At 70.8% G+C, this 24,092-nt stretch carries 21 protein-coding genes; 8 read left to right on the forward strand and 13 right to left on the reverse strand.

Annotation, left to right across the window (positions count from 1 at the left end; all coding sequences use genetic code 11):
• Nucleotides 1-1,101, forward strand: a 1,101-nt coding sequence (locus AUL35_RS13925; RefSeq protein ID WP_062015776.1) for a porin, incomplete at its 5' end; no start/stop codon positions are given.
• 236 nt (nucleotides 1,102-1,337) lie between these two features.
• Here AUL35_RS13925 and AUL35_RS13930 read toward each other — a convergent pair.
• The 5 genes from AUL35_RS13930 to AUL35_RS13950 all read right to left on the reverse strand — a co-directional run bounded on the left by AUL35_RS13930 (nucleotide 1,338) and on the right by AUL35_RS13950 (nucleotide 7,670).
• On the reverse strand, nucleotides 1,338-2,426 hold the full coding sequence (locus AUL35_RS13930) for an acyltransferase (protein WP_062015777.1): 1,089 nt from the start codon (nucleotides 2,424-2,426) through the stop codon (nucleotides 1,338-1,340).
• A gap of 142 nt (nucleotides 2,427-2,568) precedes the next feature.
• Nucleotides 2,569-4,383, reverse strand: coding sequence for a translation elongation factor 4 (lepA, locus tag AUL35_RS13935; RefSeq protein ID WP_062015778.1), 1,815 nt, complete (start codon nucleotides 4,381-4,383; stop codon nucleotides 2,569-2,571).
• A 45-nt stretch (nucleotides 4,384-4,428) separates the two neighbouring features.
• A complete protein-coding gene (locus AUL35_RS13940) occupies nucleotides 4,429-5,661 on the reverse strand; it encodes a YeeE/YedE family protein (RefSeq protein WP_082666333.1) in 1,233 nt (410 codons plus the stop codon).
• 135 nt (nucleotides 5,662-5,796) lie between these two features.
• A complete protein-coding gene (locus tag AUL35_RS13945) occupies nucleotides 5,797-6,948 on the reverse strand; it encodes a winged helix-turn-helix domain-containing protein (RefSeq protein WP_202814278.1) in 1,152 nt (383 codons plus the stop codon).
• Between the two features lie 5 nt (nucleotides 6,949-6,953).
• Nucleotides 6,954-7,670, reverse strand: a complete 717-nt coding sequence (locus AUL35_RS13950; protein ID WP_062015780.1) for a pseudouridine synthase — start codon at nucleotides 7,668-7,670, stop codon at nucleotides 6,954-6,956.
• A gap of 301 nt (nucleotides 7,671-7,971) precedes the next feature.
• Between AUL35_RS13950 and AUL35_RS13955 the strand changes: the two genes are divergently transcribed.
• Nucleotides 7,972-8,394: a TadE/TadG family type IV pilus assembly protein gene (locus tag AUL35_RS13955; RefSeq protein WP_062015782.1), complete on the forward strand. Its 423-nt coding sequence runs from the start codon at nucleotides 7,972-7,974 to the stop codon at nucleotides 8,392-8,394.
• Entirely contained in the window at nucleotides 8,391-10,034 is a 1,644-nt protein-coding gene (locus AUL35_RS13960) for a pilus assembly protein TadG-related protein (RefSeq protein ID WP_062015784.1), read from the forward strand. Before AUL35_RS13955 ends, AUL35_RS13960 begins: the two co-directional genes overlap by 4 nt.
• Before the next feature lie 133 nt (nucleotides 10,035-10,167).
• Here AUL35_RS13960 and AUL35_RS13965 read toward each other — a convergent pair whose 3' ends face one another.
• Both AUL35_RS13965 and AUL35_RS13970 read right to left on the reverse strand, forming a co-directional pair.
• Nucleotides 10,168-11,085 carry a CHAD domain-containing protein gene (locus AUL35_RS13965; RefSeq protein ID WP_062015786.1) on the reverse strand — a complete coding sequence of 306 codons (918 nt, stop codon included), beginning with the start codon at nucleotides 11,083-11,085 and terminating at the stop codon, nucleotides 10,168-10,170.
• A 50-nt stretch (nucleotides 11,086-11,135) separates the two neighbouring features.
• Nucleotides 11,136-11,609: a CYTH domain-containing protein gene (locus tag AUL35_RS13970; protein WP_062015788.1), complete on the reverse strand. Its 474-nt coding sequence runs from the start codon at nucleotides 11,607-11,609 to the stop codon at nucleotides 11,136-11,138.
• A gap of 179 nt (nucleotides 11,610-11,788) precedes the next feature.
• Here AUL35_RS13970 and AUL35_RS13975 point away from each other — a divergent pair, with 179 nt between their 5' ends.
• On the forward strand, nucleotides 11,789-12,865 hold the full coding sequence (locus tag AUL35_RS13975) for an acyltransferase (protein WP_156417998.1): 1,077 nt from the start codon (nucleotides 11,789-11,791) through the stop codon (nucleotides 12,863-12,865).
• A gap of 10 nt (nucleotides 12,866-12,875) precedes the next feature.
• Here AUL35_RS13975 and ilvD read toward each other — a convergent pair whose 3' ends face one another.
• Nucleotides 12,876-14,711: a dihydroxy-acid dehydratase gene (gene ilvD, locus AUL35_RS13980; protein WP_062015792.1), complete on the reverse strand. Its 1,836-nt coding sequence runs from the start codon at nucleotides 14,709-14,711 to the stop codon at nucleotides 12,876-12,878.
• 307 nt (nucleotides 14,712-15,018) lie between these two features.
• Here ilvD and AUL35_RS13985 point away from each other — a divergent pair, with 307 nt between their 5' ends.
• Entirely contained in the window at nucleotides 15,019-15,831 is an 813-nt protein-coding gene (locus AUL35_RS13985; RefSeq protein ID WP_062015794.1) for a class I SAM-dependent methyltransferase, read from the forward strand.
• A 41-nt stretch (nucleotides 15,832-15,872) separates the two neighbouring features.
• Here AUL35_RS13985 and AUL35_RS13990 read toward each other — a convergent pair whose 3' ends face one another.
• Nucleotides 15,873-16,784 carry a DNA starvation/stationary phase protection protein gene (locus AUL35_RS13990; protein WP_062015796.1) on the reverse strand — a complete coding sequence of 304 codons (912 nt, stop codon included), beginning with the start codon at nucleotides 16,782-16,784 and terminating at the stop codon, nucleotides 15,873-15,875.
• A gap of 161 nt (nucleotides 16,785-16,945) precedes the next feature.
• Between AUL35_RS13990 and AUL35_RS13995 the strand changes: the two genes are divergently transcribed.
• Entirely contained in the window at nucleotides 16,946-17,650 is a 705-nt protein-coding gene (locus AUL35_RS13995) for a VIT family protein (RefSeq protein ID WP_062015798.1), read from the forward strand.
• Between the two features lie 32 nt (nucleotides 17,651-17,682).
• Here AUL35_RS13995 and AUL35_RS14000 read toward each other — a convergent pair whose 3' ends face one another.
• From AUL35_RS14000 to AUL35_RS14010, 3 genes are all read right to left on the reverse strand, one after another.
• Nucleotides 17,683-19,188, reverse strand: coding sequence for a tripartite tricarboxylate transporter permease (locus tag AUL35_RS14000; RefSeq protein WP_062015800.1), 1,506 nt, complete (start codon nucleotides 19,186-19,188; stop codon nucleotides 17,683-17,685).
• A 9-nt stretch (nucleotides 19,189-19,197) separates the two neighbouring features.
• Entirely contained in the window at nucleotides 19,198-19,686 is a 489-nt protein-coding gene (locus tag AUL35_RS14005) for a tripartite tricarboxylate transporter TctB family protein (protein WP_244493778.1), read from the reverse strand.
• A 71-nt stretch (nucleotides 19,687-19,757) separates the two neighbouring features.
• On the reverse strand, nucleotides 19,758-20,741 hold the full coding sequence (locus AUL35_RS14010; RefSeq protein WP_062015802.1) for a tripartite tricarboxylate transporter substrate-binding protein: 984 nt from the start codon (nucleotides 20,739-20,741) through the stop codon (nucleotides 19,758-19,760).
• A gap of 513 nt (nucleotides 20,742-21,254) precedes the next feature.
• Between AUL35_RS14010 and AUL35_RS14015 the strand changes: the two genes are divergently transcribed.
• Nucleotides 21,255-22,841 carry a gamma-glutamyltransferase family protein gene (locus AUL35_RS14015; protein WP_062015811.1) on the forward strand — a complete coding sequence of 529 codons (1,587 nt, stop codon included), beginning with the start codon at nucleotides 21,255-21,257 and terminating at the stop codon, nucleotides 22,839-22,841.
• Between the two features lie 12 nt (nucleotides 22,842-22,853).
• Here AUL35_RS14015 and aroQ read toward each other — a convergent pair whose 3' ends face one another.
• Entirely contained in the window at nucleotides 22,854-23,285 is a 432-nt protein-coding gene (gene aroQ / locus AUL35_RS14020) for a type II 3-dehydroquinate dehydratase (protein WP_062015803.1), read from the reverse strand.
• 168 nt (nucleotides 23,286-23,453) lie between these two features.
• On the opposite strand from aroQ, the gene AUL35_RS14025 reads away from it, so the two are divergent.
• Nucleotides 23,454-24,092: BadF/BadG/BcrA/BcrD ATPase family protein (locus AUL35_RS14025; RefSeq protein WP_156417999.1), on the forward strand; the 639-nt coding region annotated here is incomplete at its 3' end.

Genomic DNA, 24,092 nt, shown 5'->3' on the forward strand with positions numbered 1-24,092 from the left:
CGCATCAGCGGCTATGCCCGCCTCCAGGTAAACGTCGCCGGCGACCCCGCCCGCAACCTCGAGGGTGACGACTACCAGGTCAACAGCCGCGTCCGCGCCCGCTTGAACTTCGACGCCCGCGAGGAGACCGAGCTCGGCACCCTGCGCGCCTTCGTTCGTCTCCAGGCCACCAACACCTCGGGCGCCTCGAACGGCGTGTCGATGGACCAGGCCTACCTGCAGCTCGGCGGCCTGCTCATGGGTTACCGCGACACGCTGTGGTCGTCGGGCATCGGCGGTCTCGAGGACGGCCTTCTGACGGACTCGGATCTGGTTGTCGGCGACTTCAACACCAACCAGGTCAACTACACGTTCACGGCCGGCGGCTTCGCCGCGACGATCGGCCTGGAAGACGACGGCACGGGCGACGTGGTTCCGGACGTCCACGCCAAGCTCGTCTATTCGGGCGCCTGGGGCGGTGCGTACCTGTCGGCCGTCTACGACGAGACCTTCAACCAGCGCGACGTGACGAACGCCTTCGGCAGCAACAACTTCGCCTTCGGCAACACGTTCTTCATCCCGTCGCTGGGCGTTCAGCCGACGCTCCTGCAGGATGGCAACAACGACGCCTTCGCTCTGAAGGGCGGCGTCCTCCTGAAGGACCTCTTCGCGGCGCAGTCGCAGCTGAAGATCGAGGGTCACTACGCCTTCGACCCGACCGTCTACTCGGCCATCACCGGCATCGCGACGACCAACACGTTCGCCGCCAACAACCCGAACATCAACAACCCGACCCCGGGCTCGCTGCCGCTGTTCCTCGAGTGGGCCGCCGGTGCGGGCTACGCGCAGGGCTTCGGCAAGCTCGGCATCGCGGTGTCCGGCCAGTACGGCGAGACCTTCGACACGACCTTCGCCACGCTCGTTCGTGCGCCGAACGGCGCGCTGGTCCCGGCGACGTTCACCTCGCAGGGCGACTACTACGCCTTCGTCGGCAACGTCGGCTACGCCATCACCCCGAACTTCAAGTCGCTGGCGGAAGTCTCCTACCGCAACGTCGAGTTCGACGGCCTCGGCCGCGAGGACCAGGTTTCGGGCTTCCTCCGCTTCCAGCGCGAGTTCTGATCGCACGTCGCGATCGGTTCCCGATCCAAGACCAGAAGGGGCCCGGCGAAAGCCGGGCCCCTTTTCGTTCGAGCCATGGCGGCGCGTGGCTTCGACTTGCGAGGCCTCTCCCGGAGGTCCCCATGCTCGGGTGCGGGCCCGTCCGCCGACCGTGCGTCCGCTGGATCGCCAGGGGTCCGGCCGAGCGGACCTTGCGGATCGAGGCGGCAAGCCCGAACGCAGGCCGATGCAAGCTCTCAGGCGGCCGCGACCTGCGACCCCTCCGGCAGCACGGAAGGCTTGGGCAGCTTGCGGCCCCGCGACGACAGCAGGGCGTTGGAGATGCGGACGAAGGGGCGCTCGAGTCCGTAGAAGCTGGCGGCCGAGACGGCGACCGTCATGAGGACGGACGAGACGCCGTAGCCGGTTCCGCATACGGCGCCGCCCCCGCAAGCGCGCCACCAGTAGGAGTGCAGCACGAGGAAGATCGGGAAGTGCCAGAGGTAGAGCGAATAGGAGATGTCTCCCAGCCAACCGATCCGATCCACCGGCGTCGTGCGTCCGCGCGCTTCCATGGACAGAAGGCCGTAGAGGGCGAGGGCCGCCGGGACCGCGTAGACGTACATGCGGGTGAGGCCCACCGTCGTCGCGTCGCCGCCCGTATAGAAGCCGGCGGCCAGCAGCCCGAGCACGCCGAGAGCGAAGGTCGCCGCCGGAGCGGGCGAGGTCCACCCCTTCAGGATCAGAAGCCCGATCGCGACCCCGTACATGAACTCCAGCATGATCGGGTTGGCGAAGGAGCTGAACGGGAGCAGGCCGGACATGGCCGCCGCCTCGTAGCCGAGCCAGGCGAGGAACCCGAGCTTCATGTTGCGGCCGAACACGAGAACCAGAAGGGCCACCATCAGGTAGAAGCGCATCTCCCACATGAGGGTCCAAGAGACGGGATGGAGCGGCGATGAGGTCCAGAGGAGAAGCGCGTCCCGAAGGTCGCCCGGCGTCGGCCGGGGCGAGCCCTGTATCGTGATCCAGACCCAGGCCGAGAAGGCGAAGGTCACGAGGAAGACGGGATAAAGGCGCGCCGCGCGCTTGACGGCGAAGTCCCGCAAGAGAGCGACCCGTCCTCGGGGCGAGCGCGGGCTTCCGGCAACCAGGCACATGATGGTGCCGCTCAGGACGAAGAAGACGTCGACCCCCGCATGTCCCCATAGGGTCGCGTAGCGCGCCAGCGTTCCCCAAAGGCCCGGCGAGAAGTTGGCCGCCAGGTCGCACAGGTGCATCAAGAGAACGATCGACGCCGCGACGCCACGAACGCCCTGCAGGGACTTGTAGTGCTGACCTGGCATGATCCGATGCCCTACCGAAACCGTAAGGCATCATTCCTAGCAACCGCCGCGTGTGAGCCGCTATGGCGGATGCGACACAGGTCCGGGACGATGCGCCCGGTCGGCAAGCCGTCAAAAAGCGGGTGGCAGGACGGGCTCGGCGCTATCCGTCCATCTTCAGGGCGGCGATGAAGGCTTCCTGCGGAATGTCGACCTTGCCGAACTGGCGCATGCGCTTCTTGCCCTCCTTCTGCTTGTCGAGGAGCTTGCGCTTGCGGCTCGCGTCGCCGCCGTAGCACTTGGCGGTGACGTCCTTGCGGAGCGCCGAGATGGTCTCGCGCGCGATGACCTTGCCGCCGATCGCCGCCTGGATCGGGATCTTGAAGAGGTGGTGGGGGATCAGCTCCTTCAGCTTCTCGCACATGGCGCGTCCGCGCCGCTCGGCCTGCGTGCGGTGGACCAGCATGGACAGGGCGTCGACGGGCTCGGCGTTGACGAGCACCGAGAGCTTGACCAAATCCCCTTCGCGATAGTCCGAGAGCTGGTAGTCGAACGAAGCGTAGCCCTTCGAGATCGACTTCAGGCGGTCGTAGAAGTCGAACACGACCTCGTTCAGCGGCAGCTCGTAGGAGACCATGGCGCGCTTGCCGACATAGGACAGATCGGTCTGGATGCCGCGCCGCTCCTGGCAGAGCGTCAGGATGTTGCCGAGATAGTCGTCGGGGGTGAGGATCGTCGCCTTGATCCAGGGCTCGTGGATCGAGGCGATGCGCACGACGTCCGGCATGTCGGCCGGATTGTGCAGGTCGATATGCGACCCGTCGGTCATCTCGATCTTGTAGACGACGGAGGGCGCGGTCGCGATGAGGTCGAGGTCGAACTCGCGGCTCAAGCGCTCCTGGATGATCTCGAGGTGCAGGAGCCCGAGGAAGCCGCAGCGGAAGCCGAAGCCGAGCGCGGCCGAGGACTCCATCTCGAACGAGAAGCTCGCGTCGTTGAGGCGCAGCTTGCCCATGGCGGCGCGCAGGTCGTCGAAGTCGGCCGCGTCGGTCGGGAAGAGGCCGCAGAAGACCACCGGCTGCGCGGGCTTGAAGCCGGGCAGCATCTCGGCCGTCGGGCGCTTGTCCTCGGTGATCGTGTCGCCGACGCGGGTATCCGCCACCTCCTTGATCGAGGCGGTGATGAAACCGAGCTCCCCGGGGCCCAAGCTCTCCATGTTGACCATCTTGGGCGTGAACACGCCGACCCGGTCGACCGGGTACTTGGCGTCGGTGCCCATCATGCGGATGGTCTGGCCGCGCTTCAGCTCGCCGTCGATCACGCGCACGAGCACGACGACGCCGAGATAGGCGTCGTACCAGCTATCCACCAGCATGGCCTTGAGGGGCTTGGAGCGGTCGCCGACGGTCGGCGCCGGCAGGCGCTTGACGATCGCCTCCAGGACCTCCTCGATGCCGATGCCGGACTTGGCCGAGATCATCACCGCTTCGGAGGCGTCGATGCCGATCACCTCCTCGATCTGCGCCTTGACCTTGTCGGGTTCGGCGGCGGGCAGGTCGATCTTGTTGAGGACGGGCACGATCTCGAGATCGTTGTCGAGCGCGAGATAGACGTTGGCGAGCGTCTGCGCCTCGACGCCCTGCGCGGCGTCCACCACGAGCAGCGCGCCCTCGCATGCGCTCAGGCTCCGCGACACCTCGTAGGCGAAGTCGACGTGGCCCGGCGTGTCGATGAGGTTCAGGACGTAGTGCTCGCCGTCCTCGGCCTTGTACTCGAGGCGCACGGTCTGCGCCTTGATGGTGATCCCGCGCTCGCGCTCGATCTCCATGTTGTCGAGCACCTGCTCCTTGCCGGCCATCTCGCGGGCGTCGAGCCCGCCGGTCAGCTGGATCAGACGGTCGGCGAGCGTCGATTTCCCATGGTCGATATGGGCGACGATCGAGAAGTTGCGGATATGGGACAGGGGCGTGGCGCTCATGCCCCTGCCTATAATGGTTCCATCGCCGGACGGGAACCGGAATGTCTAGGCGTTGCCGGCGCCGGCATTCCCTCGCGCGCCCTCGCCGAAGAAGAACGGGCGGAGCCGCACGCCCACCCCGTTGCCGACGAAGGCCGCCGCGAGCCACAGCCAGCCGTGGAGCGAGCCCGACGCGATGCCGGAGAAGTAGGCCCCGATGTTGCAGCCATAGGCGATGCGCGCACCGTAGCCCAGCAGCAGGCCGCCGATCACGGAGGCGAGAAGCTGGCGCGGCGGGATGCGCAGCGATGGCGCGAAGCGGCCGGCGAGCGCGGCGGCGAGCATCGCGCCCGCGATGATGCCGAAGTCCATCACGGAGGTGACGTCGGCGAACACCGAGGAGGCGAGCGCCTTGCTGTTGCCCGGCGTCTGCCAGTAGCTCCAGGTCTCGGGCTGGAAGCCCAGCGCCTGCGCCCCCTTGGCGCCCCAGAGCGCGAAGGCGGAGGTGATGCCCCAGGGACGGCCGGCGATCGCCAGCGTCGCGAAGTTGAGGAGGGCGAGCGCCACCGCGCCCGCGACCAGCGGCCAGGGGCCGTGAAGGAGGCGGCGCAGGCCCTGCGTGCGGCTCGGCGCCCCGCTCTCCAGCCTGCCGTTGCGGCGGCGCTCGACGAGGACGGTCGCGCCCCCGATCAGCGCGAAGAGCGCGAGCGAGACGAGAATGCCCCCGGGAGCGCCGAACGTTTCCACGAGCGAGACCGGCGGCAGCGAGGGCAGGGCGGTCCACCACGAGAAGTGGATCGTGGCGAGCACCGAGCCGACAACGAAGAACAGGAGCGTCACCACCATGCGCGCATTGCCGCCGCCCGCCGTGAACAGGGTGCCCGACGCGCAGCCGCCGCCCATCTGCATGCCGATGCCGAACAGGAAGGCGCCGATCACGACCGACAGGCCCAGCGGCGAGACGTTGCCCGAGACCGGCTGGCCGAACAGCGAGCCCGAGGCGAGCACCGGGAAGAACAGGAGGACGGCGAGCGCCAGCATCACCATCTGCGCGCGCAGGCCCCGTCCGCGTCCCTCCAGAAGGAAGACCCGCCAGGCCGAGGTGAAGCCGAAGGCGGCGTGGTAGAGGACGAGGCCGAGCGCGCCGCCCAGCAGGAACAGGGCGCCCTGGCGCGCGCCGAATCCCGCCGCGATCAGAAGCGTACCCAGAAGAAGCGCCGCGGCGGCGGTCAGGCCCGGTCCCCGGTCGAAGGGGGCGGACACGGGCGCCGGGCGCGCGGACAAGGTGGCATCGGTCATGGCGGAGACGCTCGAAAAGAAAGGATCGACGCCAGAGATAAGGAGAGCGAAGCAATCGCGCGACGAACCGACGTCTATCGGCGGCGCTTGGAGGGAAGGGAATTTGCGCGAAAGCGTCCTTTCGCGAAACGCCCTTCACCCGGCCGGCATCGCCACCTCGGCCAGTCCCTGCCAGCGGGCCATCTCGCCGAGTTCGAGCCGCAGCGCCTCGCGCGTTTCCTCCGGCGCGCCGGGCTCCAGTTGAACGGCATGAACGAGCAGGCGCCCTCCCTGCCGGTCGCTCTTCAGGTCGACGCGCGCGACGAGCCGGTCGCCGAGAAGAAAGGGCAGGACGTAGTAGCCGTGCTGGCGCAAGGGAGCCGGCACGTAGATCTCGATGCGGTAGCGGAAGCCGAACAGGCGCTCGGCGCGCGAACGCTCCCAGACCAGGGGGTCGAAGGGAGCGAGGAGCGCCCCGCCCGCGATCCGGCGCGGCCGGGCGGCGTCGCGGTGGAGGAAGGCTTGCGGCCAGCCGGGCACGGCGACCGGAAGAAGCGTGCCGGCTTCCACGAGTTGCGCCGCGGCCTGCCGCGTTTCGGGCAGCGTCAGGCGAAAATAATCGCGCAACTCCCCTACCGTCGCGATGCCGAGCGCGCGGGCCGAGCGCTCGACGAGAACGCGGTGCGCTTCGTCCTCAGGGAGCGCGGATCGATCCGCGACGGCGGCCGGCAGCACGCGCTCGGGCAGGTCGTAGACGCGCTCGAAGCCGCGCCGGCGCGTGCGCGTGGTGACGTGCCCGGCCCAGAACAGCCATTCGAGCTGGCGCTTGGGCTCCGACCATTCCCACCAGCCGGTGCGCCCCGTGCCGAGATCCGAGGCGGCAAGCGGGCCCTCGTCGTGGATGCGGGCGAGAAGCGCCATGGCCTCGGCGCGGCGCTCGGTGGCGAAGAGGCGGAGCCGGTCGTAGCCGATCTCGCCCCGGTCGGCCCGCGCCATGCGCCAGCGCAGCGCCGGCCAGAGGTCGACCGGCAGGAGCGAGGCCTCGTGCGCCCAGTACTCGAAGAGCCGCCGCTCCGAGCGCCGGCCCCAGGCGTCGCGGTCGAGAAGGGTGGTCTCGTAGGGTCCGAGCCGCGAAAAGGCGGGCAGGTAGTGGGCGCGCGCCACGACGTTGACGCTGTCGATCTGGTGGAGCGCCAGACGGTCGAGATTGCGCCGAAGGTGACCTGCGTCGACGCGCGCCGGGCGCTCGCGGCCGAGCCCCTGCGCGCGGACGGCGATGCGCCGCGCCTCGGACGGCGACAGGGACAACGCACTCAACGTCCGCCCCCCAGCATCCGCACCTCGTCCGCCGTCAGCTCGCGCACCGCGCCCTTTTCCAGCTCGCCGAGCGAAAGGGGCCCGATCGCGACCCGCACGAGGCGCAGCACCTCGACGCCCCGCGCTTCGAGAAGCCGGCGGATGTGTCGGTTGCGGCCCTCGTCGAGCACGACCTCCAGCCACGAGTTGCGCGTGCCCGCGCGCAGGAGCCGCGCCTCGCGTGCCGCCAGCCATTCGCCCCGGTCCTCGAGGCCCGCGACGAGTTCGGCCAGAAGCGCCGCGTCCGCCACGCGGTCCACCTGCACATGGTAGCGCTTGAGAGGCGCGCGCTCGCCTTCGAGCACGGCACTCGCCCAGCCCGTGTCGTTGGTGAAGAGAAGCAGGCCCTCGCTCGCCCGGTCGAGCCGACCGACCGGCGCCACGTGCGGCAGGTCGAGCCCTTCCAGGCAGCCGTAGACGGTGGGGCGCCCCTCCGGGTCATGGCGCGTCGTCACCAGCCCGCGCGGCTTGTTGAGCGCGAGATAGCGGAAGGCTTCCTGAGCGACGCCCGCGCCGTCCACCTCGATGCGCGCATCCTCGCCTGTCCGGTGCTCGGGATCGCGCACCACGCGCCCGTCGACCCGCACGCGCCCCGCGCGCACGAGCCGCTCGCCTTCCGAGCGCGAGCAATGGCCCCGCTTCGACAGAACCCGCGCCAGCCCGTGTCCGGCCACCCGTCCGCTCCCTCAGCCCGCCCGGCGATCGGTCGCCGGGCAGGACGGGCTAGCGCCTTCCGCACCCGCTCGGCAAGGCGCTTTCGCGCCGGGCTCGTTCGTCGCCCGTCCCAAGCCGGACCGCGTTGCGGGACGGGTCCATGAAATCGCCGCTGCGAGCTAGGGCATCTCGCCCAAAGGCAAGGCAGAATCGACGGCATTTATAACCCAAGGTTCTTCTCGTTAAGATTCTGGCAAGGTTTGGGGACGCTGGATAGACGCGCAAGACTTGTGCATCCCGGAGAAAGGTGAACCTGTGGGTATGTATTTCGGCCGCCGGTCCGGGACGTTCCGGACCGATCCGGGAGGCGTCGCGGCCCTCGAATTCGCCATGATTTCCCCGATCCTCCTCCTGCTCCTGTTCGGCACCATGCGAACCGGACACGCCTTCGGCGTGCAGCACGCGCTCTCGCAGCTGGCCGCCGATGCCGCACGCGCCGCAATGCCGGAGCCCACAGCCATCAAGCGCAACGCCGTCGTGCGCCGCTACGTCGATCAAAGCGCGGGCACCTATCCGCTGCTGGTCGCCGAGCGGGTCGGTTGCGAGGTCGAGGAGGACGGCGAGCGGCTGACGGTCCGGGTCTTCATGAACGTCAGCCACATCCCGACCGTCCCGATCCTGTCGGCGGTCTACGAGTTTCCGCAGGTCCAGAGCGCGAGCGCCGTGATCGGAGTGCAGAGATGAGCCTCGTGTCCCGCTTCCGCCGCTCCGCAAGCGGTGCCGTCGCCCTCGTGACGGCCCTCACCATGCCCGCGCTCATGGGCTTTGCGGCGCTCGGCATCGATTACGGCTCGTTCCTGACCGACCAGCGCCGCCTCCAGGGCATCGTCGACCTCGCCGCGCTCACGGCGGCGGGCGCCACCGGATCGGAAGACGCCGCCGCGCGCCGGCTGTTTCTCGACAATCACGAGGACAACGCCACGATCGAGGTGACGCCGGGCGCGCTCTCCACCGATGCCAACGGCTTCCGGACCTTCACCCCCGGCTCGGGCGGCGGGGCGGTGCTGGTGCGCGCCAGCAAGCCGACCCCCCTGTTCTTCTCCGGGCTCTTCCTGTCCGCGCCGCCGGTCGTCCATGCCCACTCCATCGCGGTCGCCCACCCGGTCGTGGCAATGTCGGCCGGCAGCATGCTGGCGGGGCTTTCGGGCGGCGTGCCGGCCGCCCTGACCAAGGCCCTCCTCGGCACCGAGATCGACCTGTCGCTCCTGAACTACGAGGGACTGGCGCGGGCCCGCATCGGCTCGTCCGGGCTGGTCGACGCGCTCGCCGGGGTCATCGGGCGCACAAGCGGGACCGTCGGTGAACTTCTGGACGAGGAGGTTTTCGTCCACATCCTGCTGCAGGCCGTGGCGCGGCAGCTGCGGGAGGATGCGCTGCCCGTCGAGGCGTCGCGCGTCGAGGTGCTGGCGCAGAAGCTGGCCAGGGCCGACGCCACCCTGTCGCTCGGCCGTCTCCTGGCCGTCCCCGCCGACGTTCGCGACCTTCGGCTGGGCGCGCCGTCCCAATACCTGACCGCCCGGGTCGGGGTGCTGAGCCTCCTGTCGGCCAGCCTGTCGCCGCGCGAAGGCGGCAGCGCCCTGTCCACCGGCCTTGCCGTTCCGGGCCTCCTGTCGACCCGGCTCGAGGTTCTCGTCGGCGACCCGATGCGCTCGACCCCGCCGCTGGGGCTCGGCGATCCCGGCCTCCTGGTCGAGACCGCGCAGGTGCGCGCCCGCCTCAACCTCGCGTCCGGCTCGCTGCTGGGCGCGCTCGGCGCCGATCTGAACCTGCCGCTCGAACTGGCGATCGCCCCCGGCACGGCGCGTGTCGTCTCCGTCACCTGCAACGCGGACCCGGCGCGGCGCTCGGTTCTGGTGGAAACGACGCCGGGCGCGCTGCGTCTCGAGATCGGGCGCCAGCGCGGCGCCTTGCGGGACGTCGCCCAGCGCCCGGCCAACGCGCCCGCCGTGATCGTCGACGCGAGGCTCGCGAGCGTGTCGGTCCATGCGCTGGCGACCCTCCAGGCCGGGCGGCCGACGCGGATGGTCTTCACCGGCAGCGACATCGCGGCAGGCAAGGTGAAGACCGTCGGATCGACCCGGATGGCGGATCGGCTCGTCAAGGACCTCTTCGAGACGCTCGATGTCGACGTGAAGGTCCTGGGGCTCGGCCTGCCGCTCGGCGGCGTCCTGAACGCGGTCGGGATCAAGGGCGTCCTCCTGACGCTGACGCCCGCCGTGGACACCCTTCTGGACGGTCTTCTGGCGACGCTGGGCGTCAAGGTCGGCGCCATGGACATCCGGGTGGACGATCTTGTCTGCGGTGCGCCGAAGATCGTCGCCTGACGCACCCTTCCGCTTCACGCGCGGCGACCGATCGGGGCGAGGCGCCGGCCGAAGAGCATAAGCTGGCTCGCCGCACATGTCCGACGCTGCGGCTTGGGATAGCCGGGCCGCTCCCGCGGCTACGGCCCGCGCCTCAGGCTTGCGCGCCCGTCCGTTTCGCCTCGCGCCACAGGCGGGCGAGCCGGGCGGCGAGCGCCTCGGGCTTTTCCGACAGGAGGCGTTCCACGTGGACGAGGGCTTGCGCGCGCAGTTCCTCGCCATGGCGCCCGAGCAGCGCGCGCAGCCGCGCGACATCCGTGGCCGTGCCGAAGCGGGCGGGCTCGGCCTCGATCTCGGCGAGGAGCACGGCGTAGTCGTGGTCGCGGCCCAGGCTCTCGGCGGCCTCGTCGGCATCCTCGCGCATCGCCTGGACGACGCTCGGCCAGACCGGCTCCAGGAGGCGCAGGTGATGGCCGAGATATTTGATGCGCTTGCGCAGGTCGTGGAACGTCTCGGCCGTGCCGTGCCGCCGAACGGTGCGCAGGTCGCGCCGCGCCTGCACGAGATTGTGGGCAAGGCCCGCCGCCAGCGCATCGCGCTGTCGCTTGGGGGAATGGGGCAAGGCGAAGCCGTCGAGCCGCGAGCGGCCGGCGCGCAGGGCCTCGGCGGTCTCGGCCGCGCGCGCCGCCAGGTCGCCGCCCGTGCCGAGCGCCCGGTCTCGCCGCTCCTCCAGCGTGCGCCGCGCCTTGGCGAACAGGCGGGGGGACTCGTCCGCGAAGCGCTTCGCCAGCCCGTCCAGCGCCTCGATCAGCGCGACGCGGTCGCGCGCGCCGCCCACGCCCTTGGCGGCGTCGCGGTAGCGCGCGTTCTCGGCCCGGGCGAAGTCCGGCCGCGCGCCGAGCGCGAGGCGCACGAGGGCACGAAGCTTCTTCATGCGCTTGCGCGCCTCGTGAACCGCGCTCTCGTCCTCGCCGTGCGTGGCGAGATCCTCAACCGCCCGCTCGATCTGCTCGCCGGCGATGCGCCGGATCTCGGCGTCGAGGGGAGCGGCGGGGTCGAGGCGATAGGCCATGAAAGGTCTCGGCGGATCCGGGGGTCTGCCGCGCAAGATAGGGCGGCGCGTCAGCGCCGGAAGGACGCCGGCAGGCCGTGCGCAGCGAGCGCGCCGTTCGAGTAGCCCTCGTCGCCCGTCACCTCCCGTCCGAGAAAGGAGGGCAGCTCGATCTCGTGCGCCTCGGAGGGCAGCTCGATCTCGGCGAGCACCAGGGGCGCCAGCGCGCCCTCGAAGACGTCGACCTCGACGGTGAGGTCGCCATGGGGCACGCGGAACCGGCGCTTGGCGACCACCTCGCCCCGCCGCGCCGCCTCGAGGTCGCGCGCGTCGGCGACCGGCACCGGATACTCGTACTCGCCCCGGCTGAGGCCCGCGCCGGTCTTGATGGTGAGCCAGGCCAGACGCTCGTCGGCGACGCGAAGGCGAACCGACACGCCCTTGTCCATGGCGATGTAGAACTGGCGGAACGAGCGACCGCCGTCGGCCAGCGGTCGCCAGCTGTCGTCGCGGACCAGGAATTTGCGTTCGATCTCGACACCCATGGCTCATCAACGCGCCGGGCGCGGCATCGGTTTCGGGGCGGCGCGCCAGCGCGAAACCCATCCTTAAGCTTTCGCAAAGCCTTACACGTCGCGCGTGCGCCGGGCCCGGACGATCGTCGCGGCGAGGGCAAGGGGTTGGAAGGGATCGGCGTGCCAGGGTGCGGGCGGACGGCCCTTGCGTGACGACGATCGGCGCTGCGATGATCCTTTCGATCCAATACCTGCGGGCTCTGGCCGCGCTGATGGTGGTCCTGTTCCACGCCGTGGACGGCCCGAACCGGCTGGGGGCGGATGCCGACCTGCCCGGGTTTCGGGCGGGCACGGCGGGCGTCGACCTGTTCTTCGTGATCTCGGGCTTCATCATCTGGTGGACGACGCGCGACGGGCGGGCGGGCCCGGCGGACTTCCTGCGGCGCCGCGTCCTGCGCGTCGCGCCGCTCTACTGGCTCCTGACGCTGCTTCTGACCGCGGTCGCGATCGCCGCGCCTCAGATCCTTGGCTCGACGCGCTTCGACCCGGCGCATCTTCTCGCCTCGCTCCTGTTCCTGCCCTGGCCTCACCCGACGCTCGGGCACGACAACCCGGTGCTGTTCGTCGGCTGGACGCTGAACTACGAGATGGCCTTCTATGCGCTCTTCGCGCTGGTCCTGCCGCTGCGGGGCGGGCGCCGGCTGGCGGCCGCGCTCTCGATCCTCGGCGGCCTCGCGCTTCTGGGCCTCGCGCTGCCGGAAGGCGGCATGGCATGGTACTGGACGCGGCCGATCATCCTGGAATTTGCCGCGGGCCTCGGCCTCGGCGCGCTGGCCGAGCGCGGCTGGCGCTTCTCGCGCCTCGAGGCCCTATGCGTTGGCGCGGCCGGAATGGCGCTTCTCCTGTGGGCCGGAGCGGTCTTGCCCGAGCACGCGCCGCAGACCGGGCTGGCCGCGGCGATCGTGGTGATGGCGGCCGTGTTCGGGCGAGGCGAGACGCAAAAGGCGCCCGGGTCGCTCGGCCGCCTCTTCGCCTTCCTGGGAGATGCGAGCTACTCGATCTACCTCACGCACATCCTCGTGCTGCCGGTGGTGCAGATCGTCTGGGCGCGGCTCGGCCTGCCGGTGGCGGGCGCGGCGGGGCTCGCCTATCCACTGGCCGCGCTCGCGGCCTGCTCGGCGGCGGGCGCGGCCTGCTACCTCTTCGTGGAGCGCCCGCTCGGCGCGCTCCTGTCGGGTCGGCGGCGGACGCCCCGGGCCGCGCTCGGCGCGGGGGCGTCCGCCTGATCGGGACGGCCTAGTTCAGCTGGCGCACGGCGCCGCGCGCGGCGCTGGTGGTGAGCGCGGCATAGGCCTTGAGCGCGGTCGTCACCTTGCGCTTGCGCGGCTCGGCCGGGTGCCAGCCCCGATCGGCCTGCGCCAGACGGCGGGCGCTCAGCGTCGCGTCGTCGACGGCCAAGTGGATCGAGCGATTGGGGATGTCGATCTCGATCCGGTCGCCCTCCTCCACGAGGCCGATCGTGCCCCCTTCCGCCGCTTCCGGCGAGACGTGGCCGATCGACAGCCCCGAGGAGCCGCCCGAGAAGCGCCCGTCGGTGACCAGCGCGCAGGCCTTACCCAAGCCCTTCGACTTCAGGTAGCTCGTCGGATAGAGCATCTCCTGCATGCCGGGGCCGCCGCGCGGGCCCTCGTAGCGGATCAGCACCACGTCGCCCGGAACGACCTCGTTGGAGAGGATCGACTTCACGGCGGCGTCCTGGGATTCGTAGACGCGCGCGCGGCCCGTAAACTTGAGGATGCTGTCGTCGACGCCCGCCGTCTTCACGATGCAGCCGTCCTCGGCGAGATTTCCGTAGAGCACCGCCAGGCCGCCGTCCTGGCTGAAGGCGTGAGCCTTGTCGCGGATGACGCCCGCCTCGCGGTCGGTGTCGACCGAGTCGAAGCGGCGGTCCTGGCTGAAGGCGACCTGGGTCGGCACGCCGCCGGGGGCGGCGGTGAAGAAGTCGTGGACGTTGCGCGCGCTCGTGCGCTTCACGTCCCAGCGGTCCAGCGCCGCGCCCATGGTCTCGGAATGGACCGTGTGCGTCGAGGTGTCGATGAGGCCCGCGCGGTCGAGCTCGCCGAGGATGCCCATGATGCCGCCCGCCCGGTGGACGTCCTCCATGTGGACGTTCGCGATGGCGGGCGCGACCTTGCACAGCACCGGCACGCGGCGCGACAGGCGGTCGATGTCGGCCATGGTGAAGTCGACCTCGCCCTCGTGGGCGGCGGCCAGAAGATGCAGCACGGTGTTGGTCGAGCCGCCCATGGCGATGTCGAGCGTCATCGCGTTCTCGAAGGCGGCGAAGGTCGCGATCGAGCGCGGCAGGACGGTCTCGTCCTCCTGCTCGTAGTAGCGGCGCGCCAGATCCACCACGAGATGGCCGGCCTCGACGAAGAGGCGCTTGCGATCGGCGTGGGTCGCGAGCGTCGAGCCGTTGCCGGGCAACGACAGGCCGAGGGCCTCGGTCAGGCAGTTCATGGAGTTGGCCGTGAACATGCCGGAGCATGAGCCGCAGGTCGGGCAGGCCGAGCGCTCGATGACCTTCATGTCCTCGTCCGACACGCGGTCGTCGGCGGCCGCGACCATCGCGTCCACGAGGTCGAGCTTCTTCACCGTCTGGTCGGGCCAGACGACCTTGCCGGCCTCCATCGGGCCGCCCGAGACGAAGACCACGGGGATGTTGAGGCGCAGAGCCGCCATCAGCATGCCGGGCGTGATCTTGTCGCAGTTCGAGATGCAGACCATGGCGTCGGCGCAGTGCGCGTTGACCATGTACTCGACCGAGTCGGCGATGATCTCGCGCGATGGCAGCGAGTAGAGCATGCCGTCGTGGCCCATCGCGATGCCGTCGTCGACCGCGATCGTGTTGAACTCCTTGGCGACGCCCCCGGCGGCCTCGATCTCGCGCGCCACCAGCTGGCCGAGGTCCTTCAGGTGGACGTGTCCCGGCACGAACTGCGTGAAGGAGTTGACGACGGCGATGATCGGTTTGCCGAAATCCTCGTCCTTCATGCCGGTCGCGCGCCACAGGCCGCGCGCGCCGGCCATGTTGCGGCCATGGGTGGTAGTGCGGGAGCGGTAGGCGGGCATGGGCGTCACCTCGTGGGTCGTCGATCTCAGGAGCGTACCCGTGGGTACACCTTTCCGAAGCCGCTGCCAACCCGTCGTTTGGAACCGCTCCAGCCGCCCTCGTTAACGGTGTGAACATGGCGAAAGACCGGCGCGGAGCGCTCGGGGCTCGCTTGCCGGCCTGCCTTGCGGACCGCCCGGCGGGGGCGCAAGCTTTCCGGAGCGCCCGGCGGCGCGTCGCGAAGGGCTGGAAGGGCCTCGCCCAGGAGCCTTGCGTCCCACCGCGCATCGTCACGGCGCGCACGGCTTCTCGCCGAGGAGGCTTTCCATGACCGTGGCGGACAAGGCCTTTACCGGGTCGATCCCCGAACTCTACGAGCGGCACCTCGTGCCGCTGCTCTTTGCGGCCTATGCGCGCGACATGGCGCAAAGGGTGGCGGAGGCGGCGCCCCGGGCGGTGCTGGAGACGGCGGCGGGCACGGGCGCGCTGACGCGGGTCCTCGCCGCCTCGCTGCCGGCGCCGACCCGCCTCGTCGCCACCGATCTCAACGAGGCGATGCTGGAGGTCGCGCGCGGCCGGGTGCCGGCGGACCGCCCCGTCGAATGGCGGCAGGCCGACGCGTCGAGCCTGCCCTTCGAGGATGGGAGCTTCGACGTCCTCGCGTGCCAGTTCGGGGTCATGTTCCTGCCCGACAAGGTCGCAGCGTTCGGCGAGGCGCGGCGCGTGCTCGCGCCACAGGGCCGCTTCGTCTTCAGCGTCTGGGGCGAGATCGGCGCGAACGAGTTCGCCCAAACGGTCACGCAGGCCCTGGCGGACGTCTTTCCCCGCGATCCGCCCCGCTTCCTCGCCCGCGCGCCGCACGGCTACCACGACGCGGACCGCATCGCCGCCGACCTGAAGGAGGCGGGCTTCGGGCGCGTCGAGCGGGACGTCGTCGATCATGTCGGACGGAGCGCGAGCCCGCGCGACGTCGCCACCGGCCTGTGCCAGGGCTCGCCGCTGCGCGCCGAGATCCTGGAGCGCGACGAGAGCGCCTTGGACGATGCGACGGGACGGGTCGCCGAGGCGCTCGCCGCCCGCTTCGGCCCGGGACCCGTCGAGGGGCGGCTGCGGGCGCTCCTGTTCACCGCCGCGGCGTGAGGCCGCTCCCCGGTCGCACGCGCGCCGGGGAGCGGGGGGCTTCAGGGCGCCTTCGGCGCGTTAATCTGCGTCGGCGCGCTGTTGGCGGGGATGTCGATCGCCTTGCCCTGGTTCAGGATCTCGCCGTTGCGCTGGTCGGTCGGGGTCGACTGGACGTAGGCGCGCATCATCCATTGGTACTTGTCGAGGCTGCCCTCGACCTCCTGCAGGATGTTGGAGGTCTCGGGATCGTTGTCCTCGGCCGCCAGGATGCCGCCGCGCACCTCCTCGCCGACCTGCTTGTAGGCCAGCGTGAACCAGCGCACGACCTCGGCGTCGTCCACGAAGCCGCCCGGGAACTCCGGCAGCGACGAGGTCTGGACGATCGTGGTCGCCCGCCCGTCCGACGAGGTGCCGATGGCGAGCAGCCGCTCGGCCACCGTGTCGGCGAGCTTGCTCCAGGTCTCGTACTGGTCCTGGAGCTGCTCGTGCAGCGGGTAGAAGAACGGGCCGCTGACGTTCCAGTGCGCCTGCTTGGTCTGGAGCTGCAGGGTCTGGAGCTCGGTCAGCGTGTTCTGCAGCGCGCGCACGGAGGCCTTCAGTCCCTCCTCGCCGCCGTTGGGCGAGACGTAGGGGGCCGAGCTCACCTGGTTGTTGGGGAAGGGCGCCTGGTCCTGCGGCACGGCGAGCGAGGCGTCCGGCGAGGTGGACCCCTCCGCGCCGACGCGGCGCAGCGCGGGCGCGAGGTCGCGCCCTTCCGACGAGGTGGCCGCCGCGACGGCGTCCTTTCCGGACGACGCGCTGTCGCCGGACGACATGGCCTGGCCGGAGGGGGCGTTCCGGCTCGCCGGCGCGCCCTGGCTGGGCGAGGGCTTGGGCGGGACGGGCGGCTGCGGGGTCTGGGCCAGCGCGGGAAGGGCGGCGCCCGTCAGGCCGAGAAGAAGTACGGACGCGCGAACAAGGGACTGGGGCATGGGATCGCCTCTTGAGGAAGATGATCCGGGAAGCCCGGGCCGACCGATCCGGTTGCCGCTATACCAAAAGGTATAGGGGGCCCGCCCTGCCCATCGCGGCACGCGCGTGGGATGCATGAAACCCGATCTCGTCCACCGGACACCCAAGGCAGGAAGCGCGCATGGCCCCCAGATCCGTTCATCCGGAGCGTCACCTCGTCTCGCGCATCGGCTGGCTGCGCGCCGCGGTGCTGGGCGCCAACGACGGCATCGTTTCGACGGCGAGCCTCATCGTCGGCGTCGCCTCGGCCCAGGCGGCCCCGCGCGAGATCCTGCTCGCGGGCACGGCGGGGCTGGTCGCGGGCGCCATGTCGATGGCCGCGGGCGAGTACGTCTCGGTCAGCTCGCAGTCCGACACGGAGAGGGCCGACACCGAGCGCGAGCGCCGCGAGCTCGCCGAGCAGCCCGAGGAGGAGGCGCGAGAGCTGGCCGGAATCTACGAGGCGCGAGGGCTGGAGCCGACGCTCGCCGCCGAGGTCGCCCGACAGCTCATGGCGCGTGACGCGCTGGGCGCCCACCTGCGCGACGAGCTCGGCATGATCGAGGAGACGGCGGCGCGACCGATCCAGGCGGCGCTCACCTCGGCGGCGACCTTCTCGTTCGGCGCAGCCCTGCCGCTCGCCGTCGCCGCGCTCGCGCCCGCCGCCCTCACGGTGCCGGCCGTCTCGGCGGCCTCGCTCCTCTTCCTGGCGCTGCTCGGCGCGCTCGGCGCGAGGACGGGCGGGGCGAACGTCCTCAAGGCCACCGCGCGGGTCGCCTTCTGGGGCGCGCTCGCCATGGCGGCGACGGCCCTGATCGGCACCCTGTTCGGCACGCGGGCCGGATAGGAGGCCGAGCGGCCGACCCTTTCGATCACCCTTCAGTCCTCCTCGACGAAGACCTCGTCGCGCTTGCGGCGAATGGCCGGCAGGAGCGCGACCACCACGGCCGCCAGGCCCAGCGCCAGCAGGGTCGCCGAGATCGGGCGCTCGAAGAAGACCAATGCGTTGCCCCGCGAGATGATCATGGCGCGACGCAGGTGCTCCTCCAGAAGCGGCCCGAGGACGAAGCCGAGAAGCAGCGGCGCCGGCTCGCAGCCGAGCCGGATCAGGACGTAGCCGAGCACGCCGAAGACGGCGATGGCGTAGACGTCGAACGGGTTGTTGTTGATCGAGTAGCAGCCGATCGCGGCAAACAGGACGATCGCGGGGAAGAGCACGCGATAGGGGATGGTCAGCATCTTCACCCACAAGCCGATCAGCGGCAGGTTGAGGATGACGAGCAGCACGTTGCCGATCCACATCGAGGCGATGATGCCCCAGAAGAGCGCGGGCTGCGTGTTGATGACGTTGGGCCCCGGCGTGATGCCCTGAAGGATGAAGGCGCCCACGATCAGCGCCATCACCGGATGGGCGGGGATGCCGAGCGTGAGAAGCGGGATGAACGAGGTCTGGGCGGCGGCGTTGTTGGCGCTTTCAGGCCCCGCCACGCCCTCGATCGCGCCGTGGCCGAACTCCCGCTTGTCCTTCGCCATGTTCTTCTCCATCGAGTAGGAGGCGAAGGAGGAGAGAACGTGCCCGCCGCCGGGCAGGATGCCGAGGACGGAGCCGAGAACGGTGCCGCGCACCACCGGCATGCGGATGCGGCGGAAGTCCTCGCGCGTCAGCCAGAGGCCGGTGACCTTCTTCACGCCCACCTCGCGGGTGCGCTCGTCCTCGAGGTTGCGGAAGATCTCGGCGACGCCGAAGACGCCCACCGCGATCGAGACGAAGTTGATGCCCTGGTAGAGCTCGAGCTGGCCGAGCGTGAAGCGCGGCGTGCCGGTGTAGATGTCCTGGCCCACCGTGCCGAGCAGCAGGCCGAGGCAGATCATGGCGAGCGCCTTGATCACCGAGCCGTGGGCGAGCGAGATCGAGACGAGGAGGCCCAGCACGATCAGGGCGAAGTATTCCGGCGCGCCGAACTGGAGCGCCACGCGCGACAGCGGCGGGGCGGCGACCGCGAGAAGCAGCGTGGCCACGGACCCCGCGAAGAAGGAGCCGAGCGCGGCCGTTGCGAGCGCCGCGCCCGCGCGCCCCTTGCGCGCCATCTGGTAGCCGTCGATCGCGGTCACCGCCGAGGAGCTTTCGCCCGGCAGGTTGATCAGGATCGCGGTGGTGGAGCCGCCGTACTGCGCGCCGTAGTAGATGCCCGACAGCATGATGAGGGCCGTCACGGGCGCGAAGGTGAAGGTGATGGGCAACAGCATGGCGATGGTCGCCGTCGGCCCGATGCCGGGCAGGACGCCGACCAGCGTGCCGAGCAGCACGCCGATGAAGCACCAGAAGATGTTGATCGGCGTCAGCGCGGTCTCGAAGCCGAGCGCAAGGTTGGCGAGTAGATCCATCGTCGGGCCTCAGGAACCGAACAGGGGGCCGAGGGTCGGCATGGTGATGCCGAGGCCGACCTTGAAGACCAGCCAGCAGAGCGCGGCCATGACCGCCGCGATCGCCGCCGCCGAGAGAAGCGTGTTGCGCGCCGAGGCCATGGCGACCGCGAACGTGCAGACGAGGACGGTGGGGACGAGGCCGAGCTGCGCGCCGAACCGCCCGAACACGAGGAGCGCGGCGCAGACCAGCGCAATGCCCTTCCAGGCGACCGGGCCGGAGGACTGCGCATGGTCGGGCGAGCGCAGGCCCGCCGCCAGGACGAGGACGCCGAAGATCGCCAGCAGGATCGCCAGCGTCATCGGGATGAAGCCCGGTCCCATGCGGATCGCGCGGCCCATGTCGTAATGGGTCGCCTCCCAGGCGAAGGCCGCTGCGATGGCGATGAAGATCAGGCCCGCCACGACGTTGCGGTCGAGGCCGCGCCGCCTCGGCGCCGGCATGCTGGTGTCGGTCATGGCTCCCCCTGCGGTGCGTTCGCTCGAAACCGAGCCGGGGCGCGTCCTCCCGCGCCCCGGCCCTCGAGGGCTCAGTCGGCGTAGGTGCCGGCGGCCTGGATGATCGGGCGCCAGAGCTCGATCTGCGAGGTCAGCTCCTTCTGCAGGGCCTCGGGGGTCGCCTCCTCGGCCGCGACGGGCTGGGTGCCGAGCTCGGCGAAGCGCGACTTCACGGTCTCGTCCGCGAGCGCGGTCTTGAGCGCGGCGTCGAGCTTTTCGACCACGCCCGCGTCGAGCCCGACGGGTCCGTAGAGGCCGTGCCACACGCCGATCTCGAGCTTGGGCAGGCCGACCTCGGCGGTGGTGGGAAGATCGGGCAGCGAGGGGACGCGCGCGGGCGTCGTCACCGCGTAGGCCTTCACCTCGCCGGCCTTGATCTGGTTGGTCGTGTTGGTGGTCTGGTCGCAGAGGAGGTCGACCTGGCCGCCCACGATGTCGGTCATGGCGGGCGCGGCGCCCTGGTAGGGCACGGTCACCATCTGGACGCCGGCCGCCTCCTGCAGGAGCATGCCGCACAGGTGCGAGGCCGAGCCGATGCCGGCGTTGGCGTAGGTCGTCTCGGTGCCCTTTTCCTTCAGGTAGGCGAGAAGGGCGGGCGCGTCGGCCGGCTCGAAGTCCTTGCGCGCCACGATGGTCATGGGCACCGAGGTGATGAGGCCGATCGGCGAGAAGGCCTTCAGCGGATCGAAGGCGAGCTGGCGGTAGAGGGTCGGCGCCGTGGACATGCCGATATGGTGGAGAAGCAGCGTGTAGCCGTCGGGCTTGGCCTGGGCGACCTGGCCCGCGCCCAGGGTTCCGCCCGCGCCGCCGACGTTCTGCACCAGGACCTGCTGCCCGAGCTCGCGCGACATGACCTGCGCGACGAGCCGCGCCACCGTGTCGGTCGGGCCGCCCGCCGAGAAGGGCACGACGACGGTGATGGGCTGGGTCGGGTAGGACCCCTGCGCCAAGGCGGCGGTGGCCGTGGCCGCCAGAATCGACAACGAGGCGAGAAGCCCCTTCACGCGCTTGGACATCGGTTCCTCCCAGAAACAACGGGCCCGCCTTCACAGGCCTCCCCTGCCGGTTGCACAGGATCGTCGAGGATTTGTCCAGTGGCTCAAAGCAGAGGGCCGGATTTAAAATTTTAGCTCATACAATTTCATGCGCGATTCATTTGACGCGGCGTGGATCTTCCGCAAGGAATACTGATCACGCACGCGTGATATGCTGCCCTGCAGCATCGCGGAGGGCCGTGCCTCGCGAATGCTCGGGCGTTACCCCCCGCGCAAGCTTCGGCGCGCAGGCTCCGGTCGGGCATCGCCGAGGCGGAGCCCTCAAGGTCGCGCGAGACACCGAAAAGGGTCCGGACAAGCGAGGCCGATCGGGCTCGCGGGCCCGAGACATTCCGAGGCTGCATGGCAGCTTCCAGGACCACGAGGAACAAAACGGGGCTGACGCGGCGCGCCGGCTCCTGTATGCACCCCGCGCATCGCGCCACGCGGCCCCGCCAGATGCGGGAGCAGCCGCCCGAGGACCCTTTCCCCCGCATGCTTCAACGCGACTTCCAAAAGCCCGGCCGCTCGGTCGCCGTGTCCGACCGCGCCATGGCGGCCAGCTCCCATCCGCTGGCGACGTTGGCTGCGGTCGACGTCCTGCGCGAGGGCGGCCACGCCGTGGAGGCGGCGGTGGCCGCCGTCGCCCTCCAGTCGGTGATCGACCCGCTGATGACGGGCCTGGGCGGCGACTGCTTCGCCCTCGTCTCAGGCCCGGACGGCGCGCCGCTCGCGCTGAACGGCTCGGGCCCCGCGCCCCACGCCCTGCGGCGCGGCGACCTCGTGGAACGCGGCTTGGCGCGCATTCCCGACGACAGCGTCCACGCCGTCACGATTCCCGGCGCGGTGGAGGCCTGGATCCGCCTCGTGGAGCGCTTCGGCCGGCTCGGCCTCGAGCGCGTGCTCCAGCCCGCGATCCGCGCCGCCGAGGACGGTTTCTGCGTCACGCCGCGCGTCGCCTACGACTGGGCCGCCTACGAGAGCCGCGTGTCGCACCACGCGCCGGCGCGCGAGCAGTACCTGCCGGGCGGCTCGGCGCCGGCGGTCGGCGCCCGCTTCCATCAGCCCGCGCTTGGCCAGACGCTGCGCCGCATCGCGCGTGAAGGCCGCGTCGGCTTCTACGAGGGCGAGGCGGCGGCCGACATGGTGCGCACGCTGCGCGAGGCCGGCGGCGCCCACACGCAAGACGACTTCGCCCGCTTCCGCGCCTTCGAGACCGAGCCGGTCGCGGCCTCCTACAAGGGGCACGAGCTTCTGGAATGCCCGCCCAACGGGCAGGGCATCGCCGCGCTCATGATCGCGCGCATCCTCGACGGGTTCGAGCTGAAGCCGATGGGCGAGGCCGACCGCATCCACGTGCTGGCCGAGGCCACCAAGCTCGGCTACGCCATGCGCGACGCGGTGATCGGCGATCCCGCGCGCGGCGAGGCGCTGGACGTCGCGACGCTGCTGTCGGACCGCTTCGTCGAGACCTTGCGCGCCCGCATCCGCATGGACGAGGCGGCCGAGGCCACCGCCTGGATCGGGCCCAACCACCGCGACACCGTCACCGTGTCGGTGGTGGACGGGGACCGCAACGCCGTCTCGATCATCAACTCGATCTTCCACCCCTTCGGCTCGGGGATCTACGCGCCGGGCGCGGGCATCCTGTTCCAGAACCGCGGGTCGGGCTTCTCGGTCGAGGAGAACCACCCCAACGTCGTGGACGGCGGCAAGCTGCCCTTCCACACCATCATTCCGGGCCTCCTGCGCAAGGACGGCCGCACCGTGATGGCCTTCGGCGTCATGGGCGGCCAGTACCAGGCGGCGGGCCACGCCCACCTCCTGTCGCAGATGCTCGACGTCGGGCTCGACCCGCAGGCCGCCAACGAGGCGCCGCGCTCGTTCGCCTTCGGCGACACGCTGACGATCGAGAACACGGTGCCCAAGAGCGTTCGCGCCGATCTGGAAGCGCGCGGCCACCGCACGCAGGTCGCCGAGGCTCCGCTCGGCGGCTGCCAGGGCATCTGGATCGACCACGAGCGCGGCGTGCTGCTCGGCTCGTCCGACCACCGCAAGGACGGCATGGCGCTGGGCTTCTGAGACGCCCGGCCGTCAGCCGGCGAGCAACGCCTCCAGCGCGAGATGGTAGGACAGGTCGCCGAAGCCCGCGATCACCCCCCGGCACACGGGCGACAGATAGGAATGGTGCCGGAAGTCCTCGCGGGCGTGGACGTTCGACAGGTGCACCTCGATCACGGTCGCGCCCGCGCCCTTGATCGCGTCGCGGATCGCGACCGAGGTGTGCGTGTAGGCGCCCGCGTTCAGGATCACGCCCCGGCCGGCCAGCCCCGCCTCCTGAACGAGCGTCACGAGCTCGCCCTCGCCGTTGCGCTGCTGGAACTCGAGCTCGGCGCGGCCACGGGCGCGCTCCCGAAGGTCCCGCTCGATGTCGTCCAGCGTCTTGGCGCCGTAGATCCCCGGCTCGCGCCGACCGAGGAGGTTGAGGTTCGGGCCGTTCAGGACGAGGATCTGCGTGAAGGGCATGGGCTCGGGTTCCGGGTCTGAGGATCGCCGCCCGCTTATGCCCCAGCCGGCCTTGCGGACAAACATCCGCAGCGGGCCGCAACGACGATCCGCAGCGGGCCGGCTTCGCCGAACCGCCCGAACCTGTGCTAGGCCGCTCGCGACGCAAGAGTTTGGGGAGCGGCGGGCTTGGCGGCGCGGACATTGTATCTGGGGATCGATGCGGGCGGCAGCTCGTGCCGCGCGCGGCTGGCGGACGACCGCGAGATCCTGGGCGAGGCGCAGGTCGTGGGAGCGAGCAACGCGCGCGCCGGCGTCGAGGCCGTGTTCGAGCGGCTTCTGGGCGCGGCGCGCGGCGCCTGGAGCACGGCGGGACTCGGCCCTTACGACTTCGCGCGGCTGCGCGTGGGGGCGGGCGTCAGCGGCATCCGCCGGCCGGGCCTCATCGAGCGCTTCGCCGAGCGCCCCCACCCCTTTGCGAGCGTGCGCTGGGAGGACGACGCGGCGATCGCCGCGCTCGGCGCCCATGGTGGGCGCGAGGGTGGCGTGGTGGTCGCCGGCACGGGCTCGATCGCGGTGGGCTGGGCCGAGGGGCGGCGCCTGCGCTTCGGCGGCTACGGCTTTCCTGGCTCCGACGAGGGCGGCGGCGCGAGGCTGGGGCTGGCGGCGGTGGAGATCGCGTTTCTGGCCGCCGACGGGCGCCTCGCCGCCGGCACGCTGGCGCGCGACATCCTCCAGCGCGCGCAGAACGATCCGCAGCGCCTCGTCGCCTTCTGCGACCAGGCGACGCCCGCCGACTACGCCCGCCTCTGCCCGCTCGTGCTGCAC

Origin of the sequence: Aureimonas sp. AU4 (assembly GCF_001463765.1) — a bacterium.
GTDB lineage: Bacteria > Pseudomonadota > Alphaproteobacteria > Rhizobiales > Rhizobiaceae > Aureimonas.

Coding starts and splice junctions, on each gene's coding strand:
- AUL35_RS13930 (WP_062015777.1), bottom strand. CDS start 2,426: ATGCCAGGTCAGCACTACAAGTCCCTGCAGGGCGTTCGTGGCGTCGCG.
- lepA (WP_062015778.1), bottom strand. CDS start 4,383: ATGAGCGCCACGCCCCTGTCCCATATCCGCAACTTCTCGATCGTCGCC.
- AUL35_RS13940 (WP_082666333.1), bottom strand. CDS start 5,661: ATGACCGATGCCACCTTGTCCGCGCGCCCGGCGCCCGTGTCCGCCCCC.
- AUL35_RS13955 (WP_062015782.1), top strand. CDS start 7,972: ATGTATTTCGGCCGCCGGTCCGGGACGTTCCGGACCGATCCGGGAGGC.
- AUL35_RS13960 (WP_062015784.1), top strand. CDS start 8,391: ATGAGCCTCGTGTCCCGCTTCCGCCGCTCCGCAAGCGGTGCCGTCGCC.
- AUL35_RS13965 (WP_062015786.1), bottom strand. CDS start 11,085: ATGGCCTATCGCCTCGACCCCGCCGCTCCCCTCGACGCCGAGATCCGG.
- AUL35_RS13970 (WP_062015788.1), bottom strand. CDS start 11,609: ATGGGTGTCGAGATCGAACGCAAATTCCTGGTCCGCGACGACAGCTGG.
- ilvD (WP_062015792.1), bottom strand. CDS start 14,711: ATGCCCGCCTACCGCTCCCGCACTACCACCCATGGCCGCAACATGGCC.
- AUL35_RS13985 (WP_062015794.1), top strand. CDS start 15,019: ATGACCGTGGCGGACAAGGCCTTTACCGGGTCGATCCCCGAACTCTAC.
- AUL35_RS13990 (WP_062015796.1), bottom strand. CDS start 16,784: ATGCCCCAGTCCCTTGTTCGCGCGTCCGTACTTCTTCTCGGCCTGACG.
- AUL35_RS13995 (WP_062015798.1), top strand. CDS start 16,946: ATGGCCCCCAGATCCGTTCATCCGGAGCGTCACCTCGTCTCGCGCATC.
- AUL35_RS14000 (WP_062015800.1), bottom strand. CDS start 19,188: ATGGATCTACTCGCCAACCTTGCGCTCGGCTTCGAGACCGCGCTGACG.
- AUL35_RS14005 (WP_244493778.1), bottom strand. CDS start 19,686: ATGACCGACACCAGCATGCCGGCGCCGAGGCGGCGCGGCCTCGACCGC.
- AUL35_RS14010 (WP_062015802.1), bottom strand. CDS start 20,741: ATGTCCAAGCGCGTGAAGGGGCTTCTCGCCTCGTTGTCGATTCTGGCG.
- AUL35_RS14015 (WP_062015811.1), top strand. CDS start 21,255: ATGCTTCAACGCGACTTCCAAAAGCCCGGCCGCTCGGTCGCCGTGTCC.
- aroQ (WP_062015803.1), bottom strand. CDS start 23,285: ATGCCCTTCACGCAGATCCTCGTCCTGAACGGCCCGAACCTCAACCTC.